Raw genomic sequence first — 20,872 nt, forward strand, 5'->3', positions numbered from 1 at the left:
TGCGACGACCGGCACCACGAAGCCCCGCGACGGGGAGCCGGTCAGATCAGGCCCCGTCGCGGCAGCGAAGCAGGAGAGCTCGAGCCACGACGCCACCTTAACCACGAGATCTCCCGAAAGGAAACCCGGGCCGCGATCGAACCGTGACTCAAGTGGCGCCCATTTGGGTTACTCGCGGGTAGCAATCGGACCTGGGGGCGTGCCACACTGCCCGGCATGGGCGAGCACGCTGAAGAGAAGGAAACCGCAGATCAGGCGACCAGGCGCAAGATCGACTGGCGCGCGGGCGGCGGGCGCGCGGCCGGTGTGCTGGCCGGTGTCGTCCGCTGGATCGGGCTGATCTTCGCGGCGATCCTGGTGTTGCACATCGTCTTCGTGATCGGTGAGGCCAACGCCGACAACGGCATCGTCTCGTTCGTCCGCGGCTGGGCCGACGGACTGCTGCTGGGCTTCAAGGACCTCTTCATGCCGGCCGACGCCAAGCTGCGCGTGCTGATCAACCACGGCATCGCGGCGGTCTTCTGGATGGTCGTCTCGGCCATCCTCGCGAAGATCATCCGTCGCGTCGGCGGTTCGGCCTAGGACGACCAACACACGGCGCGGCCCCGGGAGCACTACGCTCGAAGAATGCGCCTCCCCGACCGTCACGAGGTGGCCTACGAGATCGTCGCCGTGGGATCTTCGGCGGGCGGGGTCAAGGCACTCATCGAGGTGCTCGGTGCCCTGCCCGCCGATTTTCCCGTGCCCCTGGTCCTCGTCCAGCATCTCGACCCCCGGCACGAAACGATGCTCGGCGACATCCTCGACCGCCGATCCGAACTGCGGATCAAACTGGCGGAGACCGGCGACGTCATCGCGCCAGGCGTGGCCTACGTCGCGCCGCCGGATCGTCACCTGCTGGTGAAGCCGGGCGGCGTCCTCCGCCTGTCGACGACCGAACAGGTGAAGTTCGTCCGGCCGTCGGCCGATCTGCTCTTCGAATCCGTCGCCTCGATCTACGGCCCCGCGGCACTCGCCTGCGTCCTCACCGGAACAGGCTCCGACGGCGCGGTGGGCGCCGGTGCGATCAAGGCCGAGGGCGGTACCGTTGTTTCCCAGGATCCGGAGACCGCCGAGTTCAAGGGAATGCCTGAAGCCGTCACGAAGGCCGTGCCGGTGGACCTGGTGCTGCCACTGGGCGAAATCGCCGGTGCGCTCGTCGGCCTGGTCAACGGAACGAGGACGGTATGAACGCGCCGGACGGCGAAATCGAAGACGGCCGGGACCTCGAAATCCTGCTGGCGTTCATCAGGGACTCCCGCGGTTTCGATTTCACCGGCTACAAGCGGACTTCACTGGCCCGCCGGATCCAGAAGCGGATGCAGACGGTGAAGATCACCGGGTACCGCGAGTACCGGGATTTTCTGGAGATCAACGCCGACGAATTCCAGGAACTGTTCAACACCATCCTGATCAACGTCACCAGTTTCCTCCGTGACGACGAAGCCTGGCGCTATCTGCAGGCGACGGTCGTACCCGAAATCGTCGCGAGGGTCGGCGACGACGAGGAGATCCGGATCTGGAGCGCCGGCTGCTCGACCGGGGAGGAGGCGTACTCCCTCGCGATCGTCTTCGCGGAACACCTCGGCATCGAAGAAAGCACCAGGCGGGTCAAGATCTACGGCACCGACGTCGACGACGAAGCCTTACGCGATGCGAGGACGGGGCTGTACTCGGCGAAGTCGATGGAACGGCTTCCCGGCGAGCTGAAGAAGAAGTACTTCGAGCCGACAGGCAACATGTTCGCCTTCCGGCGCGATCTCCGCCGCCGGGTGATCTTCGGCAGGCACGACATCACGCGTGACGCCCCCATTTCCCGCGTCGATCTGCTTGCCTGCCGGAACACCTTGATGTACTTCAACGTCGAAGCACAGGCGAAGATCATCGAGCGCTTCCACTTCGCACTCAAGGGAGGCGGCCATCTGTTCCTCGGCAAGGCCGAAATGCTGCTTTCCGACGGGGTCCGGTTCGACGTCGCCGACATCCGCAACCGAGTGTTCAAGCTGCGGGCGGGTGGAACGACGGCGAAGGCCGGACGGTTCGACGTCCGCGCGGGGCTCGGCGTGCGAGATGTCAACAACCGGCGGCGGCTCGTGAGTGAACTCGCGTTGGCGTCCTCGCCCGATTCCGTGCTGGGCCTCGACCGCGACGGCACGGTCGCGCTGATCAACGGCTCGGCGAAACTGCAGTTCGGGCTCACCGCGCAGGACGTCGGCAGGCCGTTCCACGATCTGGAGATCTCCTACCGGCCGGTCGAACTCCGGGCGGTGATCGACCAGGCCCACGGCGAGCGGCACGCCATCCGGCTCGATTCCGTGCGGCGGCAGCGGGATTCGGGCGAGACGCAGTACTTCGAGGTCATCGTCCGTCCCTTGATCACCAGCGACGGCGAGGACATCGGCGCGGCGATCACGTTCGTCGACACCACGGAATCCACCAGGCTCCAGCACGAGGTCAAACGGGTGCAGGAAGACCTGTCGACGGCCTACGCCGAACTCCAGTCCACCAACTCGGAACTCGAGACGGTCAACGAGGAACTCCAGTCGAGCATCGAGGAGCTGGAGACGACGAACGAGGAACTTCAGTCCACGAACGAAGAACTGGAGACCACCAATGAGGAACTCCAGGCGGGCAACGAAGAACTCGAAACGATGAACGAGGAGATGCGCACCCGCACCGCGGAACTCGACGAGACGCGCATGTTCTTCGAAGGGGTGCTGTCCAGCGTCGAGGCGGGTGTGGTCGTCCTCGACGGCGATCTCCAGGTGCGCAGCTGGAACCGTGGCGCGGAAGAGCTGTGGGGCCTGCGCACCGGCGAGGTGTACCGGCAGGACTTCTTCGAGCTCGACTTCGGTCTGCCGACCACCGAACTCCGCGACGTCGTCGATGCCTGCAACGAGACCGGGCGCCGGGCGGAGCAGGTCGAGATCGACGCGATGGACCGGCGGGGAAGGCCGCTCGTCGCCTCGATCAGCTGTTCGCCGCTGCGGGGGCCGGGCGGCGGTGTCGTGCTGCTGATCGAGAAGCGGCTGCGCAAGTGATCGTCCGAAGGGACTCAGCCGCGGCGATTCGTCCGCAGCGCTGCTTGTTTGGGAAGTGAGGTCACCAGCTCGCCGGCGGTCATGCTGCGGCTGACGAGCTTCTCGGCGAGCTCACCGATCCGCTGATTGTGGCTGCGCGCGTAGCGGCGAAGCAGGAGGAACGCCTCGTCCGGGCCGATCTCCAGCCGGGCGGACAACAGACCCTTGGCCTGCTCGATGATCACGCGGCTGCTGAGCGCGCCCTGCAGCTGTTCGGAGGTCGCGGTCAGCCCGGCGATCGCCCGGTGGTTGAGCATGCCGATCGTCGCGGCGTCCGCGAGCGCGGTCGCGACGCGCACGTCGGGTTCCGGCAGCGGGGTGGTTTCCGTGGTCAGGATCGTCACCGCGCCGAGGACGTCGTCGTGGCGGCTGAACGGGAACGCGTGCGCGGACCGGAAGCCGAGGGATAAGGTGGCGGGGGCGAGTCGCTTCCAGCGAGTGGTCGCCTGGTCGAGGCGGACGTCCACGATCGGTTCGCCACTCTCACCGCATTCGATCCCGGGACCCTCCTCGGCGAAAAGGCCGTCGAGCGGCGGTTCACCGAGCCGATCGTCCGTGACCACCACGACCGGCCGGGCGGCGCGGTCACCGACGGCGGTCAGCCGGACCGACGACGACGCGATCAGGTGCGCGTAGCGATCCGCCACACAGAGCCAGTAATTCGTCGGATCGAGGCCGGGAACCAGTGTGTCGGCCAGCTCCAGCAACGTGTCGGCGACCCATCTTTCACGATTCAGCATCAGAATGCGGCCTTCCTGCGGCATGAGCTTCGGGGGGCGCTGGGCTGTCAACGGTAGTCGCCTGCCGGAGGACAGGACACCCGCTCAACCATTCGGGGCAGTCCGGTGAGCCCGGTGCGGGCGTACGCTCAGCCGCATGTGGGACGGCACCGGTGGCCGGTACGACCCGTCGGCTCTGCGTGGACTGATCGAAACCGAGCGCGGACGCGCGGATCGCGCGGCGACCGTGGCGCTGCGGCACGAAAGTCTGCTGGGCACGGCCAGCGAAGCCATGCGGTCGTTTCACCTCCGGATGGCGGAACTGCACCGCGCGACCGAGCGCAAGCACCGTGCCGCGGCCGAGCTGCACGCGGACTATCTCGACGCCGTGGGGCGCTGGGCCGACCGGCCGGACGAACCGGCCGATCGGCCCCCGGCCTTCATGGCGGCGGTCGCCGAGTCGTCCGGCCTCCGCAGCCTCGCGCTGACCTTGTTCGGCGCCGCCGAAAGCGAGGCCGCGGTCGTGGTGTCCGACCCTGTCGCCGCCCGGGTACGCGATCTCGAAGACGTACTGGGCGAAGGCCCGTCGCGGGGCACGGCACTGACCCCGGGTATCTGTGGTGAGCCGGAGCTTCTGAGCCGGTGGCCCCAGTTCGGCTCCGCCGCGCGGGAGTTCGGCGTCCGCGCCGTGATTTCGGCGCCGGTGGGCTTGCCCGCGGTGATGATGGGAAGGCTCATCGCGTATCGGCCCGAGCCCGAACCGGACGCCGAGGTGGGCCGATCCGTGGGCGCGGTCGCCGAAGCGCTGACCGGTACCGCGTTGAACCCGGCCGTGCGGCTCGACGGCGCCGACGGTCTTCCCGTGCATCCGTTGTTCGGCGACGTCGATCTCCGTGCCGTGGTGCATCGGGCGGCTGGAGTGGTGATGGCCACCCAAGACTGCTCGGTCTCGGACGCGCTCGCCCTGATCCGCGGCCACGCCTTCGCCCGGAACGAAAGTGTCACCGAGCTCGCGCTGGCGATCGTGACCAGGGCCTACCGGCTCATCTGACGGCGAGCCGTCCGTATGCCTCGACGGCGGCCTTCGGGTCGTCCGCGGTGAACTTCACGACGCGGACGGACTCGGTCTTCCCGAGCGGTCTGGTCACCGTGATCGGCTCACGTAGCTCGGCCACGAGGTTGGTCTCGTAGTAGTTGTCGTAGCTGAGCCAAGTCCCGTCCCGAAAGGCCCTCGCCTTGGCGGGATCGTGGCTCTCCTTCATTTGCCGCAGGCTGACGATGTTCTCCCTCGGTATCCGCACGTCGTAGAACGAGCTGTAGCGCACTCGCACCTCACGGGAGGAGATCACGTGCGGCCGGACGACGGTGCCCGCGTAGACCCCGAAGACCAGCAGCACCGAGTAGATCCCCAGGACGAGGAGCAAGAGGTCGGCGAACAGACCGAAATCGATCAACCAGAACAGGCCCGCTTCGACCAGGCTCACCACGGCGAAGATGATGAAGATCGCTTTGCCGCCTGCTCCGTAGGGTACGGCCACCCCGTCGCCGTCGATGCCGTCCTTGCGGCGCCTCAGATACAGCCAGAGGCCGGCCAGGGTGCGTGCCTCGTTCCGGAAATAACTGCGCAAAGCCCCCATATCCCCAGGTTAGTGCTCGAACTGGGTCAGGATCTTCAGTGCGTCGGCGGAACCCGGATCCTTCGGCGTGTAGATCTCCAAGCGGTGATCGGGACTGTCCGGCTGGAGCCACACCTGGTAGTCGACGCTCACCGCGCCGACCGTCGGGTGCCGCAGATGCATGGCGCCGACGGTGCAGTCGGCGACGTCACCGGTCGCCCAGAGCGCGGCGAAGTCGTCGCTGCGCATGGTCAGCTCGCCGATGAGGCCGGCCAGCCGGGCGTCGGTGGGATGGCGGCCCGCGGTCAACCGCAGGTAGGCGACGTGGATGCGGGCCAGTTCGGCGCGGTTCCGGTACAGGTCGCGGGTAAGCGGGTCGAGGAAGAACATCCGCGGGAGGGACGGGCGCCGCTCCGGATCCCGCGGCGCGTCGAACGTGACATGTTCGGCCATGAGCGCGTTCCCGGCGTGGTTCCACGCGAGCACGTCGCCGCGACGGCCGAAGACGAGCGCGGGCACGGCCTCGCCGAGGTTCTCCAGCAGTGCGAGGACGCGGGGGTGCGGCTCCTCCGGTCCCGGGTCGGCCAACCTGGGGAGCGCGGTCTGCCGGGCGAGGTTGTGCAGATGGCCGGTCTCGACGTCGTCGAGCCGCAGCGCCCTGGCGAGCGCGTCGAGGACCTGGCGTGAAGCGGTCTCGGCCTGGCCCTGTTCGAGCCGCGTGTAATACCCGGCGCTCACCCCGGCGAGCTGGGCGAGTTCTTCCCGCCGAAGGCCGGGCACACGACGTGAGGTGCCGTAGGTGCGCAGGCCGAGTTCGGCGGGCGTCACCCGGTCCCGGCGGCTTTTCAAGAACATCCCCAGGCTCTCCACGACCGCGAGCTTAAGCGCGCCGGGCCGGTCCGTGGGTGTACCTGTCAGGGGTACCCAGGACAGGTGGATGGCTGCCGGACGGGCGGTGTCACACCGTCGACGTCATGACACGAGAGAGCAAACGGTCCTGGTTCGGCCTACTGGTGATCCTCTGCCCGGTACTCCTGGTCTCCATGGACGGGTCGATCCTGTTCCTCGCGATGCCCAGGATCAGCCAAGCACTGAGCCCGACCGCCGATCAGCAGCTGTGGCTACTGGACGTCTACGGGTTCGCCGTCGGTTCGCTGCTGATCGCGTTCGGCGCCATCGGCGACCGGTACGGCCGGTTGAAGCTGCTGATGATCGGGGCCACGGTGTTCGGCGCCGCGTCGGCGGGCGCGGCCTGCGCCTCGGGCCCGGAACTGCTGATCGCGTTCCGCGCGCTGATGGGCCTGGCGGGTGCGACGCTGCTGCCGTCGGCGCTGGCGGTGCTGAGCGAACTCTTCACCGATCCCCGGCGCCGCGCGCAGGCGATCGGCGTTTTCGCGGCCGCGTTCGCCGCCGGTTTCGCGATCGGCCCGATCGTCGGCGGCGCGCTGCTGGAACGGTTCTGGTGGGGGTCGGTCTTCCTGGTCAACCTGCCGGTCATCGCGGTCTTCCTGCTGCTCGCGCCGGTGTTGCTCCGCGAGGTCCGGGCCACGGGGACCGGCCGGGTCGACGTGCCGAGCGTGCTGCTCTCCGCCGTCGGTCTGCTGCTCGCGATCTACGGCGTCAAGCACACCGCCGCGGAAGGCCTGTCCGTCGGCGGGGTGGCCGCGGGGATCGCCGGGGTGGTCCTGCTGGGGTGGTTCGCCCGTCGTCAGCGGACCCTCGACCAGCCGCTGATCGACTTCTCCCTGTTCCGCGACCGGGTCTTCACCATCGCGATCGTCACCGGTCTGCTGCCGCTGGCGGCGTGGTCGGCGGCCGCCTACCTGGCGGGGATCCACCTGCAGTCCGTCCTCGGCCTGGCCGTGTCCGACGCGGCGCTGCTGGCCATGCCGGGGGCGGCGGTGTTGACGACCATGTGCGTCGTCACCCCGGCGCTGGTCGACCGCGTCGGCAAGAAGACGGCGCTGATCCTCTGCCACTTCTCCATCGCCGTCGGCCTGCTGCTGTTGCTGATGGCCGGTGTCTCCGGCGGGGCGGGCTGGTACGTCGCCTCGACGGTGGTCGCGGGTGTCGGCTACGGCATCTCGTTCAGCGTGGTGGCCGACACGGCCGTCGCCGCGGTGCCCGCCGAGCGGGCGGGAGCCGCGGGCGCGATCGCCGAGACCAGCAACGAGATCGGCAACGCGCTGGGGATCGCGCTCATGGGCTCGCTCGCCGCGGTCGTGTTCCGCGTGGCCGGACCGGAGCTAGCGCCCACCCTCGACGAAACCCTCCAGCTGCCCGGAATCGCGCCCGCGGCCGCCGCTGACGCGAAGGAGGCCTTCGTTTCGGGGCTGCACACGGCCGTGGTGGTGCTGAGCCTGCTGCACGTCGCCTTGGGCGCACTCGCGCTGCGCTGGCTCCCTCAGTCGGCGAAAGCGCTCGTGCCCCAGGTGTCCGAGTAGGCGAACTCCGCCAGCGGAACCCGTTCGCGCGGTGCCTTCTCGCGCTCGACGCGCCAGTCCTCTTCGAGCACCGACGGGTCCGCGGGCGAGCCGACGGCGATGGCGACCTTGGGGACGACGTCGTCCGGGAGGCCGAAGAAGTCCTTCGCGGCGTCGGCCGAGAAGCCCGCCATCTGGTGCGCGACCAGGCCGAGGTCGACGGCCTGGAGCACGAGGTTCTCGCTGGCCAGCCCCAGGCCGTACTCGGCGTAGGGGACGTCGCCCTTCTCGTTCGTGGTCACCATCACGCCGATCAGCAGGAGCCCGGCGCGGCGGGCCCACGCGCGGTTGCCCGAGTTGAGCGTCGCGAGGATCCGGTCGAACGACGGCGTGTCCCGCAGGCCGACGAGGTAGCGGGCGGGCTGCGTGTTGCCGAACGACGGGGCCCATCTGGCCGCCTCGAGCAGTGCGCGGAGCTGCTCTTCGGTGACGACGGCTGACTCGTCGTAGGCGCGAGGGCTCCACCTCGCGGCCAGGATCGGCGCGATCGGGGTACTCGTCTCGGCGGGCTTGTGCACCGCCGGACTCTAACAAGGGGTGCTCTCCGTCACTAAAGTGAAAGCCCTCCGACTATTTCGTTGGTGTTAAGGAAGATTTACTTCCCGGAGTCCTCGAAGCGGTGGTCAGGACCACTTACGAGGGTGGCGGGCGTGCGCGACCCCGGTAGGCTTTCGCCCAAATAAGGGACGCGGGGGCTCCTCGGTGCCCACCAGGAGCCGCCCGGCCCGTCGAGGAGGTTCGGGCGTGGCCCTCGTGGTCCAGAAGTACGGCGGTTCGTCGCTGGAAAGTGCCGACCGGATCAAACGCGTCGCGGAACGCATCGTCGCCACCAAGAAGGCGGGCAACGACGTCGTCGTCGTCTGCTCCGCCATGGGAGACACGACGGACGAGCTGCTCGACCTGGCGCAGCAGGTCAACCCGGCTCCGCCGGAGCGTGAGATGGACATGCTGCTCACCGCCGGTGAGCGCATCTCCAACTCGCTGGTGGCGATGGCGATCTCGGCGCAGGGTGCGGAGGCGTGGTCGTTCACCGGTTCGCAGGCCGGCGTGGTGACGACGTCGGTGCACGGCAACGCGCGGATCATCGACGTCAGCCCCAGCCGGGTCACCGAAGCCCTCGACCAGGGCTACATCGCGCTGGTGGCGGGCTTCCAGGGCGTGTCACAGGACACCAAGGACATCACCACGCTCGGCCGCGGTGGTTCGGACACCACCGCCGTCGCGCTGGCCGCGGCGCTGAACGCCGACGTCTGCGAAATCTATTCCGATGTGGACGGTGTGTACTCGGCCGACCCGCGGATCGTGCCGGACGCGAAGAAGCTCGAGACCATCCCGTACGAGGAGATGCTCGAACTCGCGGCCAGTGGTTCGAAGATCCTGCACCTGCGGTCGGTGGAGTACGCGCGCCGCTACGGCGTCCCGATCCGAGTCCGTTCTTCCTACAGTGACAAGCCGGGCACCACGGTGGCCGGTTCTATCGAGGAGATCCCCGTGGAACAAGCGTTGATCACCGGTGTGGCGCACGACCGCTCCGAAGCCAAGATCACGGTGACCGGCGTCCCGGACCACACCGGCGCCGCCGCCAGGATCTTCCGGGTGATCGCCGACGACGAGATCGACATCGACATGGTGCTGCAGAACGTGTCCAGCACGGTGTCCGGCCGGACCGACATCACCTTCACGCTGTCGAAGGCCAACGGGGCGAAGGCCGTGCAGTCACTGGAGAAGATCAAGGCCGAGATCGGCTTCGAGTCGGTCCTCTACGACGACCATGTCGGCAAGGTGTCGCTGGTCGGCGCGGGAATGCGTTCGCACCCCGGTGTCACGGCGACGTTCTGCGAGGCGCTCGCCCAGTCGGGCGTCAACATCGAAATCATCAACACCTCGGAGATCCGGATCTCGGTGCTGATCCGGGACGCGCAGCTCGACGAAGCGGTGCGCGCGATCCACGAGGCGTTCGAACTCGGCGGCGATGAAGAAGCCGTCGTCTACGCGGGGAGTGGTCGCTGATGGCGAACGGAGTGCGGGTAGGCGTCGTCGGGGCGACCGGCCAGGTCGGTGGCGTGATGCGCCGTCTGCTGGCCGAACGGGGTTTCCCGGTCGCGGAAATGCGGTACTTCGCTTCGGCGCGGTCCGCCGGTTCGAAGCTTCCTTGGCAGGACGAGGAAATCGTCATCGAGGACGCGACGACCGCGGATCCGTCCGGTTTGGACATCGCGCTGTTCTCCGCCGGTGGCTCGACTTCCAAGGCGCAGGCCGAGCGGTTCGCCGCAGCCGGTGCCACGGTGATCGACAACTCGTCGGCCTGGCGCATGGATCCGGACGTCCCGCTGGTGGTCAGCGAGGTCAACCCGGAGGCGGTCAAGGAGGCGCGGAAGGGGATCATCGCGAACCCCAACTGCACCACGATGGCCGCGATGCCGGTGCTCAAGCCGCTGCACGCCGAAGCCGGCCTGGTGCGGCTGGTCGCCAGCACCTACCAGGCGGTGTCCGGCAGCGGGCTCGCCGGTGTCGAGGAGCTGGAAGGCCAGCTCGCCGCGGCTGCGTCGAACGCGGGCGCGCTGACCCACGACGGCGCGGCGGTGACCTTCCCCGAGCCGAAGAAGTACGCGCGCACCATCGCGCACAACGTCCTCCCGCTGGCCGGGTCCATTGTGGACGACGGTGAGTTCGAGACGGACGAGGAGAAGAAGTTCCGCAACGAGAGCCGCAAGATCCTGAGCATCCCGGAACTGCGCGTTTCGTGCACCTGTGTGCGGGTGCCGGTGTTCTCGGGGCACTCGATCTCGATCAACGCCGAGTTCTCGCAGCCGCTGTCCGTCGCGCGCGCGACGGAACTGCTGACCGGCGCTCCCGGTGTCGAACTGTCGGACATCCCGACCCCGCTGCAGGCCGCGGGCAAGGACCCGTCCTACGTCGGGCGGCTGCGGACGGACCCGGGCGTCGACGGCGGTCGCGGTCTGGTGCTGTTCCTGTCGAACGACAACCTGCGCAAGGGTGCGGCGCTCAACGCCGTCCAGATCGCCGAACTGATCGCGCGGTCCTGACGCCCGCTCGTCCTCCTCGCATTTAGAGGACTAAACGCGTTCTACCTCGGTGGCTTGAGATGAAAGGTCCTTTCCTTAAAAATTTCGCAAGGAAAGGACCTTTCCTCGCGCGCGCCCGGCGAAAACCGCATTTAGAGGACGAAGGCGAACGCGTCGTGTCTCGGGCCCGGCGGGAGCGGGCTCACGAAAAGGGGCCTCGCTCTTTGACTGTCCATAAGGGACTCTTTTCGAGACGAATGTGCCCGATTTACGCGACTTGCACGGTTTTGCGCGAGGGTCGTGAGTGATTTGGGTTGTTCTATTGAGGGGTAAGGCAAACATGGCGTGATCGCCTCGCTGATGTGAAGGTCTCCTTCCCTGCCCTGAAGGTAGCGAAGGAGACCTTCGCGGACTGGTCGCAATCAAGGACTCCCCACTGAGACAGTGGGGCCTCCTTGACTGTCCACAGGGGACACCATTGGACGACTTCATGTCCGATTGATGCCTATATGTACGGTTTCGAAGGGGGTCGTGAGTGTTAATGAGGGTTATTAAGGAGTAAGGCAAATATGGCGTATGGGTCCGGTAACGGCCGGGCCGTGAAGGACTCCTTGAGGGACCCAGAGTCCCTCAAGGAGGCCTTCACAGACTTGGAAATACGGGCAAATGCTACTCAAACGGACAATTTACCACGGTAAGCGTCCTTTATGGACGATCAGGGAAACCTCAGGCACCGTCGCTTAACTTCCTGGCATTGCGGCTGAGCCGAGAGAAGGGGGCCTTCACGCGCTCCCCAAGTACATGAAGGACCCCGTCCTGTACCTAGGTGCAAGGAAGGGGGCCATCATGCATTTCGCCGCGAGCCGGGCCCGCAGGTCACGAGTAGGTACCAAAGAGAGGGTTCGCTCTAGCCCGCATCACCACTCGCAACCACATTCGACACGCCACGTTTGCCTTACCCCTCAATAGAACCCTACTTCGCACTCACGACCCGCTCGCGAAACCACGCATACCGCCCAAGTTGGACACTTACCCGTGCAAATAGGGTCCTTTGTGGACAGATCAGGCGCCGTCCCCGCTGCCGTCAGCCGGTCCGGACCCACGCCGGGGCACGCCACGTTTGGGTTACCTCTCAATAACCCTCATTATCACTCACGACCCCACTTAGAAACGTACATAGCAGCATCAATCGGGCACTCAATCGACCGACGTTGTCCTTTGTGGACGCTAAGCTCCACCGCCGGTGCGCCCGGCCCCGCGACAGTGCAGGAATAGTCGCCTGACCTGCGAGATCTCGACTTTGCCGCGACCCTGGCGTCTAGCGCAAGGAAGGGGACCTTCACGTACTTCACGACCGGCCGCCGAGGCCACAGCCGCCCCACTGTCACCATGGATCACATCCGACGGTAGTGAAAGCCTCCTTCGCTACCCTCAGAGTAGGCAAGGAGGCCTTCACTACCAGAAGAACGCCTCCGCAGGAGCGACACTGGCCGCACGCGCGCCCGGCGAAAACCGCATTTAGAGGACGAAACGCCTCAGGGCTTCGTGGCCCCGAAGCAGGCCGCGTACCGCGTCGCCAAGAACTCGGCCCGCGCGTCCCCGCTGTAGGCCCACATCCCGCCATCGGCCCGCGTCCCCAAGTGCCGGAACTGCTCGACGGCCTCGTCGAAGCGGCCGTTCTCGACGAGCGCCTTCGCCGCGTACGCCCGGTCTCCCCGCGTCGCCGGGTGGTCGCGACCTTCGCCGTTGAGCCACGCGACGATCCCGTCGAGCGCGCCGGTGACTCGCGAATCACGCCACGCGGGCACGTCCTGGAACTCGGATTCGTGCGCGGCGATCAGCAGCAGCGGCGCCAGCTTCGGCGACTTCGCCGCGGCGGTCTCGGCGAACTCCCACATCAGCTCGGCCGAACCGAACCACTTCGGGCACCAATACTGCAACGCCCGCGTGTGCGCCCCGCGGTGCTGGGGATCGCGCGCGACGACTTCCGCCCAGACCCGCAAGTACTGGTCGTTCTCGTACTGCCGCCCCATCGCGATCGCGAGCATGGTCACCCACGGCGTCGGATCCTCGGGAGCGAGCGCGGAAGCCTCGTTCGCGGCCTCTTCCGCCTGCTCCAGAATCCGGAAGAACGCGGCGAACTGCTCCTCGGTGACGTGCTTCGCCTGCAGCCCGCTGCGCACCTCCCACGCCACGTGCACCAGCGATTCCGCGTTGACCAGCGCCGCGCCCGGGTCGCCCGGACGCGCCTTGCGCCACGCCCGCAGCCATTCGTCGTCCTTCGAGGCGGCCTCGCCGAGCGCGCCGTTCACCAGATTGCGGCGATCCCAGTTCCCCCAGGTCGACGTCAGCAGCGCCGCGGCGTCCTCCCAGTCGCCTCGCGCGGTCGATTCCTCGACGGCGAGGATGTCTTCGTCGGTCCAATACTCCTTGGTCGACACCTCGCCGTCCGGCGGGAGGCCCCAGCGCGTGACGTCCGGGATCTTGCCCTTGAACTTGGGCTTCGACGGTGGCAACATCGCGGCGAGCTCTTCCGGCGTCATGATGTCGGTGAGTTCGTCGATGCTGATGCCGCGTCGCTTCGCCTCCTTCATCAGGGCGAAGACGGCCTTGCGTTCACGGGATTTGAGCAGCCAAAGCACTTCGGAACTCCTTCAGGAACGAACAAGCGTGACGGACGGCCGATAGCCGGCGGACACTCCGGCGGCCGTCAGCAGCGCCCGCAATGGCGCGGTGTCGGATTCGGCGGCCGTGGCCTTGTCGAGCGCGGACGGCAGCAGGTCCTCGAGCGTTCCGTCCACGGTGAACGGCGCCGGGCCCGACCACGACAGCGACCACCGCGCGACCCCGACGTCGGCGAGCGCCGCGCGGACCACGACCTCCAGCCGCCTGCGGACGGAAACGGCGGCGAGCTCACGGCGCGCGCGGGGCCCGGCACCGGCGGGCGCCTTCTCCCCGGGGTCGGCGAGTTCCTCGTGCCGACCCGCGTCGAGCAGGTCCAGCGCCATGTCCAGGGTCCGTTCCCCGAGGACCTCGGCGGCCGCTTCGGCGGCGGCGTGACGGCGGCCGATGGCGACCAAGGAGTGCCAGTCCGTCCGCCGCTTCGCACGTGCCTCGTCGGAGAAGACGGTGAAAAGCGCCTGGTCGAGCATTGTCTCGGCGCCGGTCAACAGGTCGGTCGCCGGACGCTCGCCGCGAGCGCGGACCGGGACCGGCGCCCCGGCTTCCAGCGTCGCGACGCGGTCGCGGGTGGCCGGATGCGTGTCGTACCGCGAGGTCTTCTCCTCCGACGGATTCCGCCGCATCTCCTCCATCTGCTCCGCCCTGGTCGGGTCGGTGAGCAGCGCGCGGTAGCCCTCGCCGAACCGGTCGGGGAGATAGCCCGCGTCCCAGCCGATCGCGGCGTAGTTGTTCATGAAGAACTGCCAGGTGACGGCCAGCGCCTCGATCTCCCGCAGTGCCGAGACGGCCGCTTCGGTACCGGCGAGCCGCGCAGAAACCGCGTCGGCCGCGAATTCCTGGGCACGGCAGACGCTCATCGAGACGGCGAAGTAGAGCTTCGCGTACTGCTTGAAGATCCAGCCGACGAAGCGCTCGAAGTAGTCATCGCGGCCGAGGCTGTTGACCACCCGCGCGATCGACTTGCGCCCCCGATAGGTCAGCGCGGAGAACCGGGTGTCCTTGTTGCTGTAGTGCCCCAGTTCGTGCGCGAGCACCGCGCGGAACTGGTCCTGGCGCAGGCCCATGATCAGCGGGACACCGATGATCATCCGGCGGCGCAACACCCTCAGCCCGAGCCATGAGGTCCGCTCGGTCACCGCGGCGTTGACGTCCGGATCGAGGTAGATCTCGTCCGGCGGCCGCGTGCCCGCCTCGTCCGCCAGCTCCCGGACCAGCGCCCAGAGCGCGGGCTGGGCTTCCGGCGTCACCTCGATGCCCGGTACCTCGTCATCGGTCGTGCGTTCGACCGTGAGCAGGGTTTTGAGCAGGATCCACGCGGCCGGAACCGTGATGATGCCGAGCTTCACCGCCGCGAAAACGTTGTGCCGCAGCGCGACCACTTCGAGCGCCACGATCCCGCCGACGAACGCCAGTACGAGCAGCGGAAACCCGGCGAGCAGGACGGCAGCGAGCAGCCCACGAAAAGACTTCACCGTGAAACGGACCTTCCCCAGAGTTGGTGTACCCCCGACACCGAGCGCTCATTGTGCCCGAATCACCCGCGGCGGCCGATCACTTTTCGAATACGATCGAGGACTTCGCGATGAACATCACCCGCTCACTGGTGGTCGCGTGTGGACTGTCCACTGTGGAGCACGGTAATTGCCTTGTCCGGTTCGTCCGGCCAGTGCATTCTCGAAGGCGACAAAACGTTTTCCACGAAGGGAAAGTCATGTACACGGCGGTCGAAGGCTCGCGGGTTCCGATCCGGATGTGGGCGGACCCCACCTCGGTCGAAGACCAGGCCATGCGGCAGCTGCACAACGTCGCCAACCTGCCGTGGGTGCACGGCGTCGCGGTCATGCCCGACGTCCACTACGGCAAGGGTGCGACCGTCGGCAGTGTGATCGCGATGCGCGACGCCGTGTCCCCGGCCGCGGTCGGGGTGGACATCGGCTGCGGGATGAGCGCGGTGCGTACCTCGCTCACCGCCGCGGATCTGCCCGACGACCTGCTGAAGCTCCGCCGCCGGATCGAGTCGGCCGTCCCGGTCGGCTTCGGCCTGCACAAGACGCCGGTGAACCCGGCGAAGGTGCACGGTGTCGGTGGCTGGGACGCGTTCTGGAAGTCCTTCGGCGACCTGCACGTCGGCGTCCAGGACCTGCACGACCGCGCGGCGCGGCAGATCGGGAGCCTCGGTGGCGGCAACCACTTCATCGAGGTCTGCCTCGAACAGGGCGGCGACGACGAAGGCCGCGTGTGGCTGATGCTGCACTCCGGTTCGCGCAACATCGGCAAGGAACTCGCGGAACGCCATATGGCCGTCGCGCGGAAGCTGCCGCACAACGCGGACCTGCCGGATCCGGACCTCGCGGTGTTCGTCGCGGGCACGCCGGAGATGCAGGCGTACCGGCGGGACCTGTTCTGGGCGCAGGACTACGCGGCGCGCAACCGCGCCACCATGGTCGCGCTCGTCAAGCAGGCGCTGAAGGACGTCGTCCCGCAGACGACGTTCGACGACGCGATCTCGTGCCACCACAACTACGTCGCCGAAGAGACCTACGACGGCGTCGACCTGCTGGTGACCCGCAAGGGCGCGATCCGCGCGGGTTCGGGCGACCTCGGGATCATCCCGGGCAGCATGGGCACCGGTTCGTACATCGTGCGCGGCCTCGGCAACGAGTCGTCCTTCCAGTCCGCGTCGCACGGCGCGGGCCGCCGGATGTCGCGGAACAAGGCCAAGAAGCTGTTCACCGCCGACGACCTCGCCGCGCAGACCGCCGGGGTGGAATGCCGGAAGGACTCCGGCGTGGTCGACGAGATCCCGGCCGCGTACAAGGACATCGAAACGGTGATCAAGGCGCAGACCGACCTCGTCGAGGTGGTCGCGCACCTGAAGCAGGTCATCTGCGTCAAGGGGTGAAGCGGGGTGGGTGCCGGGGGAACCCGACATACCACCCACGTTTCTCGCTACTGTGGTTCTCATGAAGAGGTTGGGAATCGCGGCGCTCCTGGCGGCCGCCGGACTCGCGCTGGCGGGCTGCAGCGAGGTCACGAACGCGGTCGATCAGACGAACAAGGCGGCGACGAAGGTCGGTGCCTGCGCCGAGGCGCTCAGCCTCGTCGACCTCAACCCGGACCCGGCGACCATCAAGGAGCGGGCCGCGGACAAGGAAAAGCGCCTGCGTGAGCTGGCGACCAGCGTCGGCGAGCAGAACGTGGCAGGCGCGCTCACCGGCATGGCCGACTCGTACCTGCAGGTCCAGAAGGAGAACATCCAGGACGCGGGCAAGGTCGCGGCCTGGACCAAGCGCAACCTCGACCGGGTCGAGGCCCTCCGCCAGGTCTGCGCCTGACCAACCGCCGCAATTCGTCCTCTAAATGCGGTAGTTGCGCGTGCATCTACCGCATTTAGAGGACGAAACGCGTCAGGAAGAAGCCAGCGCGGGCACCTTGGCGGGGGTGCGGGTGCGGCGCCAGAACAGGCCGACCGCCGCGATCGCCAGTGCCCCGACGGCCGAGGCGGCGAAACCCCAGCCCGCGCTGGAGTGGTCGATCACGAACCCGATGATCGGGCTCCCGATCGCCAGTCCGATCCGGCTGGCCGCGTCCAGCAGGCCCATCGCCTCGCCACGTACCCGCGCCGGCGCGGCCGCGCTGACCGTCTCCGTGCTCGCCGCGAGCGTCGGCGCGCACAGCACGTTGCTCGGGAACAGCACGATCGCCAGCAGCCACCATGGTTCGGCGATCAGCCCGACCGGCAGCGTGAGCACCGCGAGCAGCACCATCAGCGTGCCCTGCGAAAGCGACCGCCGGACCGCGCCGTGGATCGCCCCGCCGAGGACGGACGCGACGCACATCAACGTGATCAGCAGGCCGGACCACGTGATGTCGCCGCTCGCGCGCAGTGTCGCCAACGCCGCGAGCTCCATGCCGACCAGGCAGAACAGCGCCCCGGCGGCGATGAACATCGCCATCACGAGCCGTCCGGTGAGCCAGCTCCGCACCGGCGGGCGCTCCCCGGTGAACACCTCGGCGTCGGCCTCGGCGCGGATCGGCGGGTTCTGCAGGTAGATCAGGGTCGCCGAGATCGCGAAGCAGACCCCGATGCCGGTGAGCGCGTAGACCGCGGGCAGCTGCGTGATCGCCATGATCCCGGCCGACGGCCCGATCATGAACGACGCCTCCACGAAGATCGTGTCCAGTGAGTACGCCGCCCGGCGCTGCTCCAGCGGCACGAGCGCGGTCAGCACCAGCCGCGCCAGCGTCCCGGCTGGCACCGACAGCACCCCCGCGGGGAGTGCGACCACCAGCAGCACCGGATACGGCAGATGCGGCGCACCGATCCAGAACGCCGACGACGCCAGCCCGCAGATCGCGACCACCGGCCGCAGCCCGTAGCGGTCGACGTACCGGCCGACGAGCGGCGCCCCGAACGCGCTGCCGAGTGTGGTGGCCGCGCCGATCAGCCCGGCGGCGCCGTAGCCGCGGCCGAGGTCGTTGACCACGTACAGCGTCATCGTCACGCCCATGGCCGTCATCGGGAGCCGCGCCAGGAACATCAGCATCATCGAGCTGGGAACCCCGGGCACGGCTAACACGCGACGGTACGGAGCGAGGGCCATACGTGGGATGAGAACGTAACTTGGTACGCGCGTGCAACTTTATTTCGTCGACCCCTCACCCAGTCTGAGGGTGGTTTCTTGACTCATTCCAGAAAACGCGGGAGGGTGGTGGGACCACCACGAAACAGGAGGCACCGGCGTGACCTTGCCGACCACGAACAACGTGGGCATCCCCGTCGCGAGTGACAACGACTCGCTGACGCTGGGCGCCAACGGCCCGATCCTGCTCCAAGACCACTACCTCATCGAAAAGAACGCCCAGTTCAACCGTGAGCGCGTGCCCGAGCGCGTCGTGCACGCCAAGGGTGGCGGCGCCCACGGCTTCCTCGAGGTCACCGAAGACGTCAGCCAGTTCACGAAGGCCGCGCTCTTCCAGCCGGGTGTGCGCACCGAGAGCCTGATCCGCTTCTCGTCGGTCGCCGGGGAGAACGGTTCGCCCGACACCTGGCGTGACCCGCGCGGCTTCGCGGTGAAGTTCTACACCTCCGAGGGCAACTACGACCTCGTCGGCAACAACACCCCGGTGTTCTTCATCCGCGACCCGATCAAGTTCCCCGACTTCATCCACTCGCAGAAGCGCCGCGCCGACAACCACCTGCGCGACCACGACATCCAGTGGGATTTCTGGACCCTGCGTCCCGAGTCGGCGCACCAGGTCACCTGGCTGATGGGCGACCGCGGCATCCCGTCGAACTGGCGTGAGATGGACGGCTTCGGCTCGCACACCTACCTGTGGGAGAACGCGGGCGGCGAGAAGTTCTGGGTCAAGTACCACTTCAAGACCGATCAGGGCATCGGTTACCTCTCGCAGGCCGACGCGGACCGCATCGCGGGCGAGGACTCGGACTTCTACATCCGCGACCTGTTCAAGAACATCAAGCAGGGCAATCACCCCAGCTGGACGCTGTACGTCCAGGTGATGCCCTACGCCGAGGCAGCGGACTACCGCTTCAACCCGTTCGACCTGACGAAGGTGTGGCCGAAGGGCGACTACCCGCTGATCAAGGTCGGCCGCTACGTGCTCGACCGCAATCCCGCGAACTACTTCGCGGAGATCGAGCAGGCCGCGTTCGAGCCGTCCAACCTGGTGCCGGGCATCGGCCCGTCGCCGGACAAGATGCTGCAGGGCCGTCTGTTCGCGTACCCGGACGCGCACCGCTACCGGATCGGCGCGAACTACACCCAGCTGCCGGTCAACGCGCCGAAGTCCCCGGTGAACAGCTACTCGCGCGATGGCGCGATGCGCTACAACAACCCGGGCGACCCGGTGTACGCGCCGAACTCCTACGGCGGCCCGCACGCGAACGCGGAGACCGCCTCCGAGACCGCGTCGGGCTACGGCGTCGAGGACGAGGTCATCCGGTCGGCGTACAAGCTCCACGCGGAGGACGACGACTTCGGCCAGCCGGGCACGCTCGTGCGCGAGGTGATGGACGACGAGCAGCGTGCGCGGCTCGCGAGCAACATCATCGGCCACGCCTCGAACGACGTTTCGCGGCCGGTGCTCGAGCGCGTCTTCGAATACTGGCGGAACGTCGACAAGGACCTCGGCGACAAGATCGCGGACGCCTTCCGCGAATAGAACGACCTCTCTTCGAGAGGCCGCTCCCACCACCGGAACGCACCCGTATGTGAAACGAGTTGCGCCATACAGGTGGCGAGGCGTGCGTGGGGGACAACACGAGTGGAGCAGTGCGACACGCTTGTCCAACAGAGTGATGAAGCGAAACGTTCACCGTTTACACCGCTGTGGGTGAACGAAGCGTACCAACGGGTAAAGCGGTCACGGATGGTCATAAACCTGATCGAAAAAGATGATCTTCAGGGGGAAGCACAAGATTTCGACGTTAATCAATTGCGGGAGTCTTCCCGCATATTGAATCCGGCACGTAAGGGTTAGAAAACGGTTCAAACCGGTGATCGGGTGGTGTTCGGCCGATACGGCGGGTATCGATTTACCTCGTCAGGTCCCAGAGGCCAGGAGGTAAGGGAATGAAAGGCAACATTGCCCGGACGATTGCCGCGGTCGCCGCAGGCAGTCTGTTGGCGGTGGCCTCAGCCGGCGCCGCGACGGCTAGCACCGAGGGTGGGAAGGGCTCGTCGAACACACAGGCGCTCGCCGCGCAGGTGCTGCAGATGCGAGACGGCCTCACGAAGGTGGCCTACGCCGGTGACGTCGGCAAGACCCGGGCGGACTTGGACAAGCTGAGCCCGGTGCTGGCGGATATCGCCGCCGGCAAGCGCTATCAGATCCAGACCGAGACCCAGAAGCTCGGCGACCTGGCGAAGGGCCGCTCCGACGAGTCCAGCAGGCTGCTGGCCGACCCGACGGCCAAGGCGCGCCAGCTGCCGCCACTGCCGCTGCCGATCCCTTCGCTTCCGGACCTGCCCGGACCGTTGAAGATCGTCAGTGACCTGGTGAAAGCCCTGCTCGCGGCCGTGACCGGCATCCTCGGCGGCCTGCTCGGCGGACTCCCTGTCCCGCCGCTGCCGGTACCGCCGGTACCGCTGCCGACGCCCTAACGAGAGTCGTCTGGTTTCGCCGTGCAGGGCGGCGAGCCACGATATGGGGGCCGGAGCCCGAGTGGGGACTTTTCTCCTCACTCGGGCTCTGGCCGTCTTC

Annotated in this window: 18 protein-coding genes; 11 read left to right on the forward strand and 7 right to left on the reverse strand. The window is 67.5% G+C overall.

The window, feature by feature from the left end; all coding sequences use genetic code 11:
* Positions 1–216 precede the first annotated feature (216 nt).
* The 3 genes from ACZ7KI_RS08585 to ACZ7KI_RS08595 are packed head-to-tail and all read left to right on the forward strand — an operon-like array spanning position 217 to position 3,080.
* Positions 217–582, forward strand: coding sequence for a hypothetical protein (locus ACZ7KI_RS08585; protein ID WP_470272540.1), 366 nt, complete (start codon positions 217–219; stop codon positions 580–582).
* Between the two features lie 45 nt (positions 583–627).
* Positions 628–1,230 carry a chemotaxis protein CheB gene (locus ACZ7KI_RS08590; protein WP_470272541.1) on the forward strand — a complete coding sequence of 201 codons (603 nt, stop codon included), beginning with the start codon at positions 628–630 and terminating at the stop codon, positions 1,228–1,230.
* The gene (locus ACZ7KI_RS08595) at positions 1,227–3,080 is read left to right on the forward strand and encodes a CheR family methyltransferase (RefSeq protein WP_470272542.1); all 1,854 of its coding nucleotides are present in this window, start codon (positions 1,227–1,229) and stop codon (positions 3,078–3,080) included. Before ACZ7KI_RS08590 ends, ACZ7KI_RS08595 begins: the two co-directional genes overlap by 4 nt.
* Positions 3,081–3,094: 14 nt before the next feature.
* On the opposite strand, the gene ACZ7KI_RS08600 is transcribed toward ACZ7KI_RS08595, so the two are convergent.
* A complete protein-coding gene (locus ACZ7KI_RS08600) occupies positions 3,095–3,859 on the reverse strand; it encodes an ANTAR domain-containing protein (protein WP_470272543.1) in 765 nt (254 codons plus the stop codon).
* 136 nt (positions 3,860–3,995) lie between these two features.
* On the opposite strand from ACZ7KI_RS08600, the gene ACZ7KI_RS08605 reads away from it, so the two are divergent.
* Positions 3,996–4,889 carry an ANTAR domain-containing protein gene (locus ACZ7KI_RS08605; protein WP_470272544.1) on the forward strand — a complete coding sequence of 298 codons (894 nt, stop codon included), beginning with the start codon at positions 3,996–3,998 and terminating at the stop codon, positions 4,887–4,889.
* Here ACZ7KI_RS08605 and ACZ7KI_RS08610 read toward each other — a convergent pair.
* Together ACZ7KI_RS08610 and ACZ7KI_RS08615 are read right to left on the reverse strand one after the other, a co-directional pair.
* Positions 4,882–5,475 carry a hypothetical protein gene (locus tag ACZ7KI_RS08610; protein WP_470272545.1) on the reverse strand — a complete coding sequence of 198 codons (594 nt, stop codon included), beginning with the start codon at positions 5,473–5,475 and terminating at the stop codon, positions 4,882–4,884. The genes ACZ7KI_RS08605 and ACZ7KI_RS08610 overlap by 8 nt on opposite strands.
* Before the next feature lie 9 nt (positions 5,476–5,484).
* A complete protein-coding gene (locus tag ACZ7KI_RS08615; protein WP_470272546.1) occupies positions 5,485–6,324 on the reverse strand; it encodes a helix-turn-helix transcriptional regulator in 840 nt (279 codons plus the stop codon).
* A 104-nt stretch (positions 6,325–6,428) separates the two neighbouring features.
* On the opposite strand from ACZ7KI_RS08615, the gene ACZ7KI_RS08620 reads away from it, so the two are divergent.
* Positions 6,429–7,898, forward strand: coding sequence for an MFS transporter (locus ACZ7KI_RS08620; protein WP_470272547.1), 1,470 nt, complete (start codon positions 6,429–6,431; stop codon positions 7,896–7,898).
* Here ACZ7KI_RS08620 and ACZ7KI_RS08625 read toward each other — a convergent pair.
* Positions 7,859–8,455 carry a nitroreductase family protein gene (locus tag ACZ7KI_RS08625; RefSeq protein ID WP_470272548.1) on the reverse strand — a complete coding sequence of 199 codons (597 nt, stop codon included), beginning with the start codon at positions 8,453–8,455 and terminating at the stop codon, positions 7,859–7,861. The genes ACZ7KI_RS08620 and ACZ7KI_RS08625 overlap by 40 nt on opposite strands.
* Before the next feature lie 226 nt (positions 8,456–8,681).
* Here ACZ7KI_RS08625 and ACZ7KI_RS08630 point away from each other — a divergent pair, with 226 nt between their 5' ends.
* Entirely contained in the window at positions 8,682–9,947 is a 1,266-nt protein-coding gene (locus ACZ7KI_RS08630; protein WP_470272549.1) for an aspartate kinase, read from the forward strand.
* Entirely contained in the window at positions 9,947–10,984 is a 1,038-nt protein-coding gene (locus ACZ7KI_RS08635) for an aspartate-semialdehyde dehydrogenase (RefSeq protein WP_470272550.1), read from the forward strand. The genes ACZ7KI_RS08630 and ACZ7KI_RS08635 overlap by 1 nt, the downstream gene beginning before the upstream one ends.
* 1,514 nt (positions 10,985–12,498) lie before the next feature.
* Here the strand turns inward: ACZ7KI_RS08635 and ACZ7KI_RS08640 are convergent.
* Both ACZ7KI_RS08640 and ACZ7KI_RS08645 read right to left on the reverse strand, forming a co-directional pair.
* A complete protein-coding gene (locus ACZ7KI_RS08640) occupies positions 12,499–13,605 on the reverse strand; it encodes a DUF4034 domain-containing protein (protein WP_470272551.1) in 1,107 nt (368 codons plus the stop codon).
* Between the two features lie 12 nt (positions 13,606–13,617).
* Entirely contained in the window at positions 13,618–15,117 is a 1,500-nt protein-coding gene (locus tag ACZ7KI_RS08645; RefSeq protein ID WP_470272552.1) for a M48 family metallopeptidase, read from the reverse strand.
* Positions 15,118–15,356: 239 nt separating this feature from the next.
* Between ACZ7KI_RS08645 and ACZ7KI_RS08650 the strand changes: the two genes are divergently transcribed.
* Together ACZ7KI_RS08650 and ACZ7KI_RS08655 are read left to right on the forward strand one after the other, a co-directional pair.
* Positions 15,357–16,547, forward strand: coding sequence for an RtcB family protein (locus tag ACZ7KI_RS08650; RefSeq protein WP_470272553.1), 1,191 nt, complete (start codon positions 15,357–15,359; stop codon positions 16,545–16,547).
* A gap of 61 nt (positions 16,548–16,608) precedes the next feature.
* Entirely contained in the window at positions 16,609–16,980 is a 372-nt protein-coding gene (locus ACZ7KI_RS08655; protein ID WP_470272554.1) for a hypothetical protein, read from the forward strand.
* A gap of 72 nt (positions 16,981–17,052) precedes the next feature.
* Here ACZ7KI_RS08655 and ACZ7KI_RS08660 read toward each other — a convergent pair whose 3' ends face one another.
* Complete coding sequence (locus tag ACZ7KI_RS08660; RefSeq protein ID WP_470272665.1) at positions 17,053–18,195, reverse strand: MFS transporter; 1,143 nt, start codon at positions 18,193–18,195, stop codon at positions 17,053–17,055.
* 193 nt (positions 18,196–18,388) lie between these two features.
* Here ACZ7KI_RS08660 and ACZ7KI_RS08665 point away from each other — a divergent pair, with 193 nt between their 5' ends.
* Positions 18,389–19,831 carry a catalase gene (locus ACZ7KI_RS08665; RefSeq protein ID WP_470272555.1) on the forward strand — a complete coding sequence of 481 codons (1,443 nt, stop codon included), beginning with the start codon at positions 18,389–18,391 and terminating at the stop codon, positions 19,829–19,831.
* 410 nt (positions 19,832–20,241) lie between these two features.
* On the forward strand, positions 20,242–20,772 hold the full coding sequence (locus ACZ7KI_RS08670) for a hypothetical protein (RefSeq protein WP_470272556.1): 531 nt from the start codon (positions 20,242–20,244) through the stop codon (positions 20,770–20,772).
* Positions 20,773–20,872 lie beyond the last annotated feature (100 nt).

The organism is Amycolatopsis sp. NPDC039088, assembly GCF_055598845.1.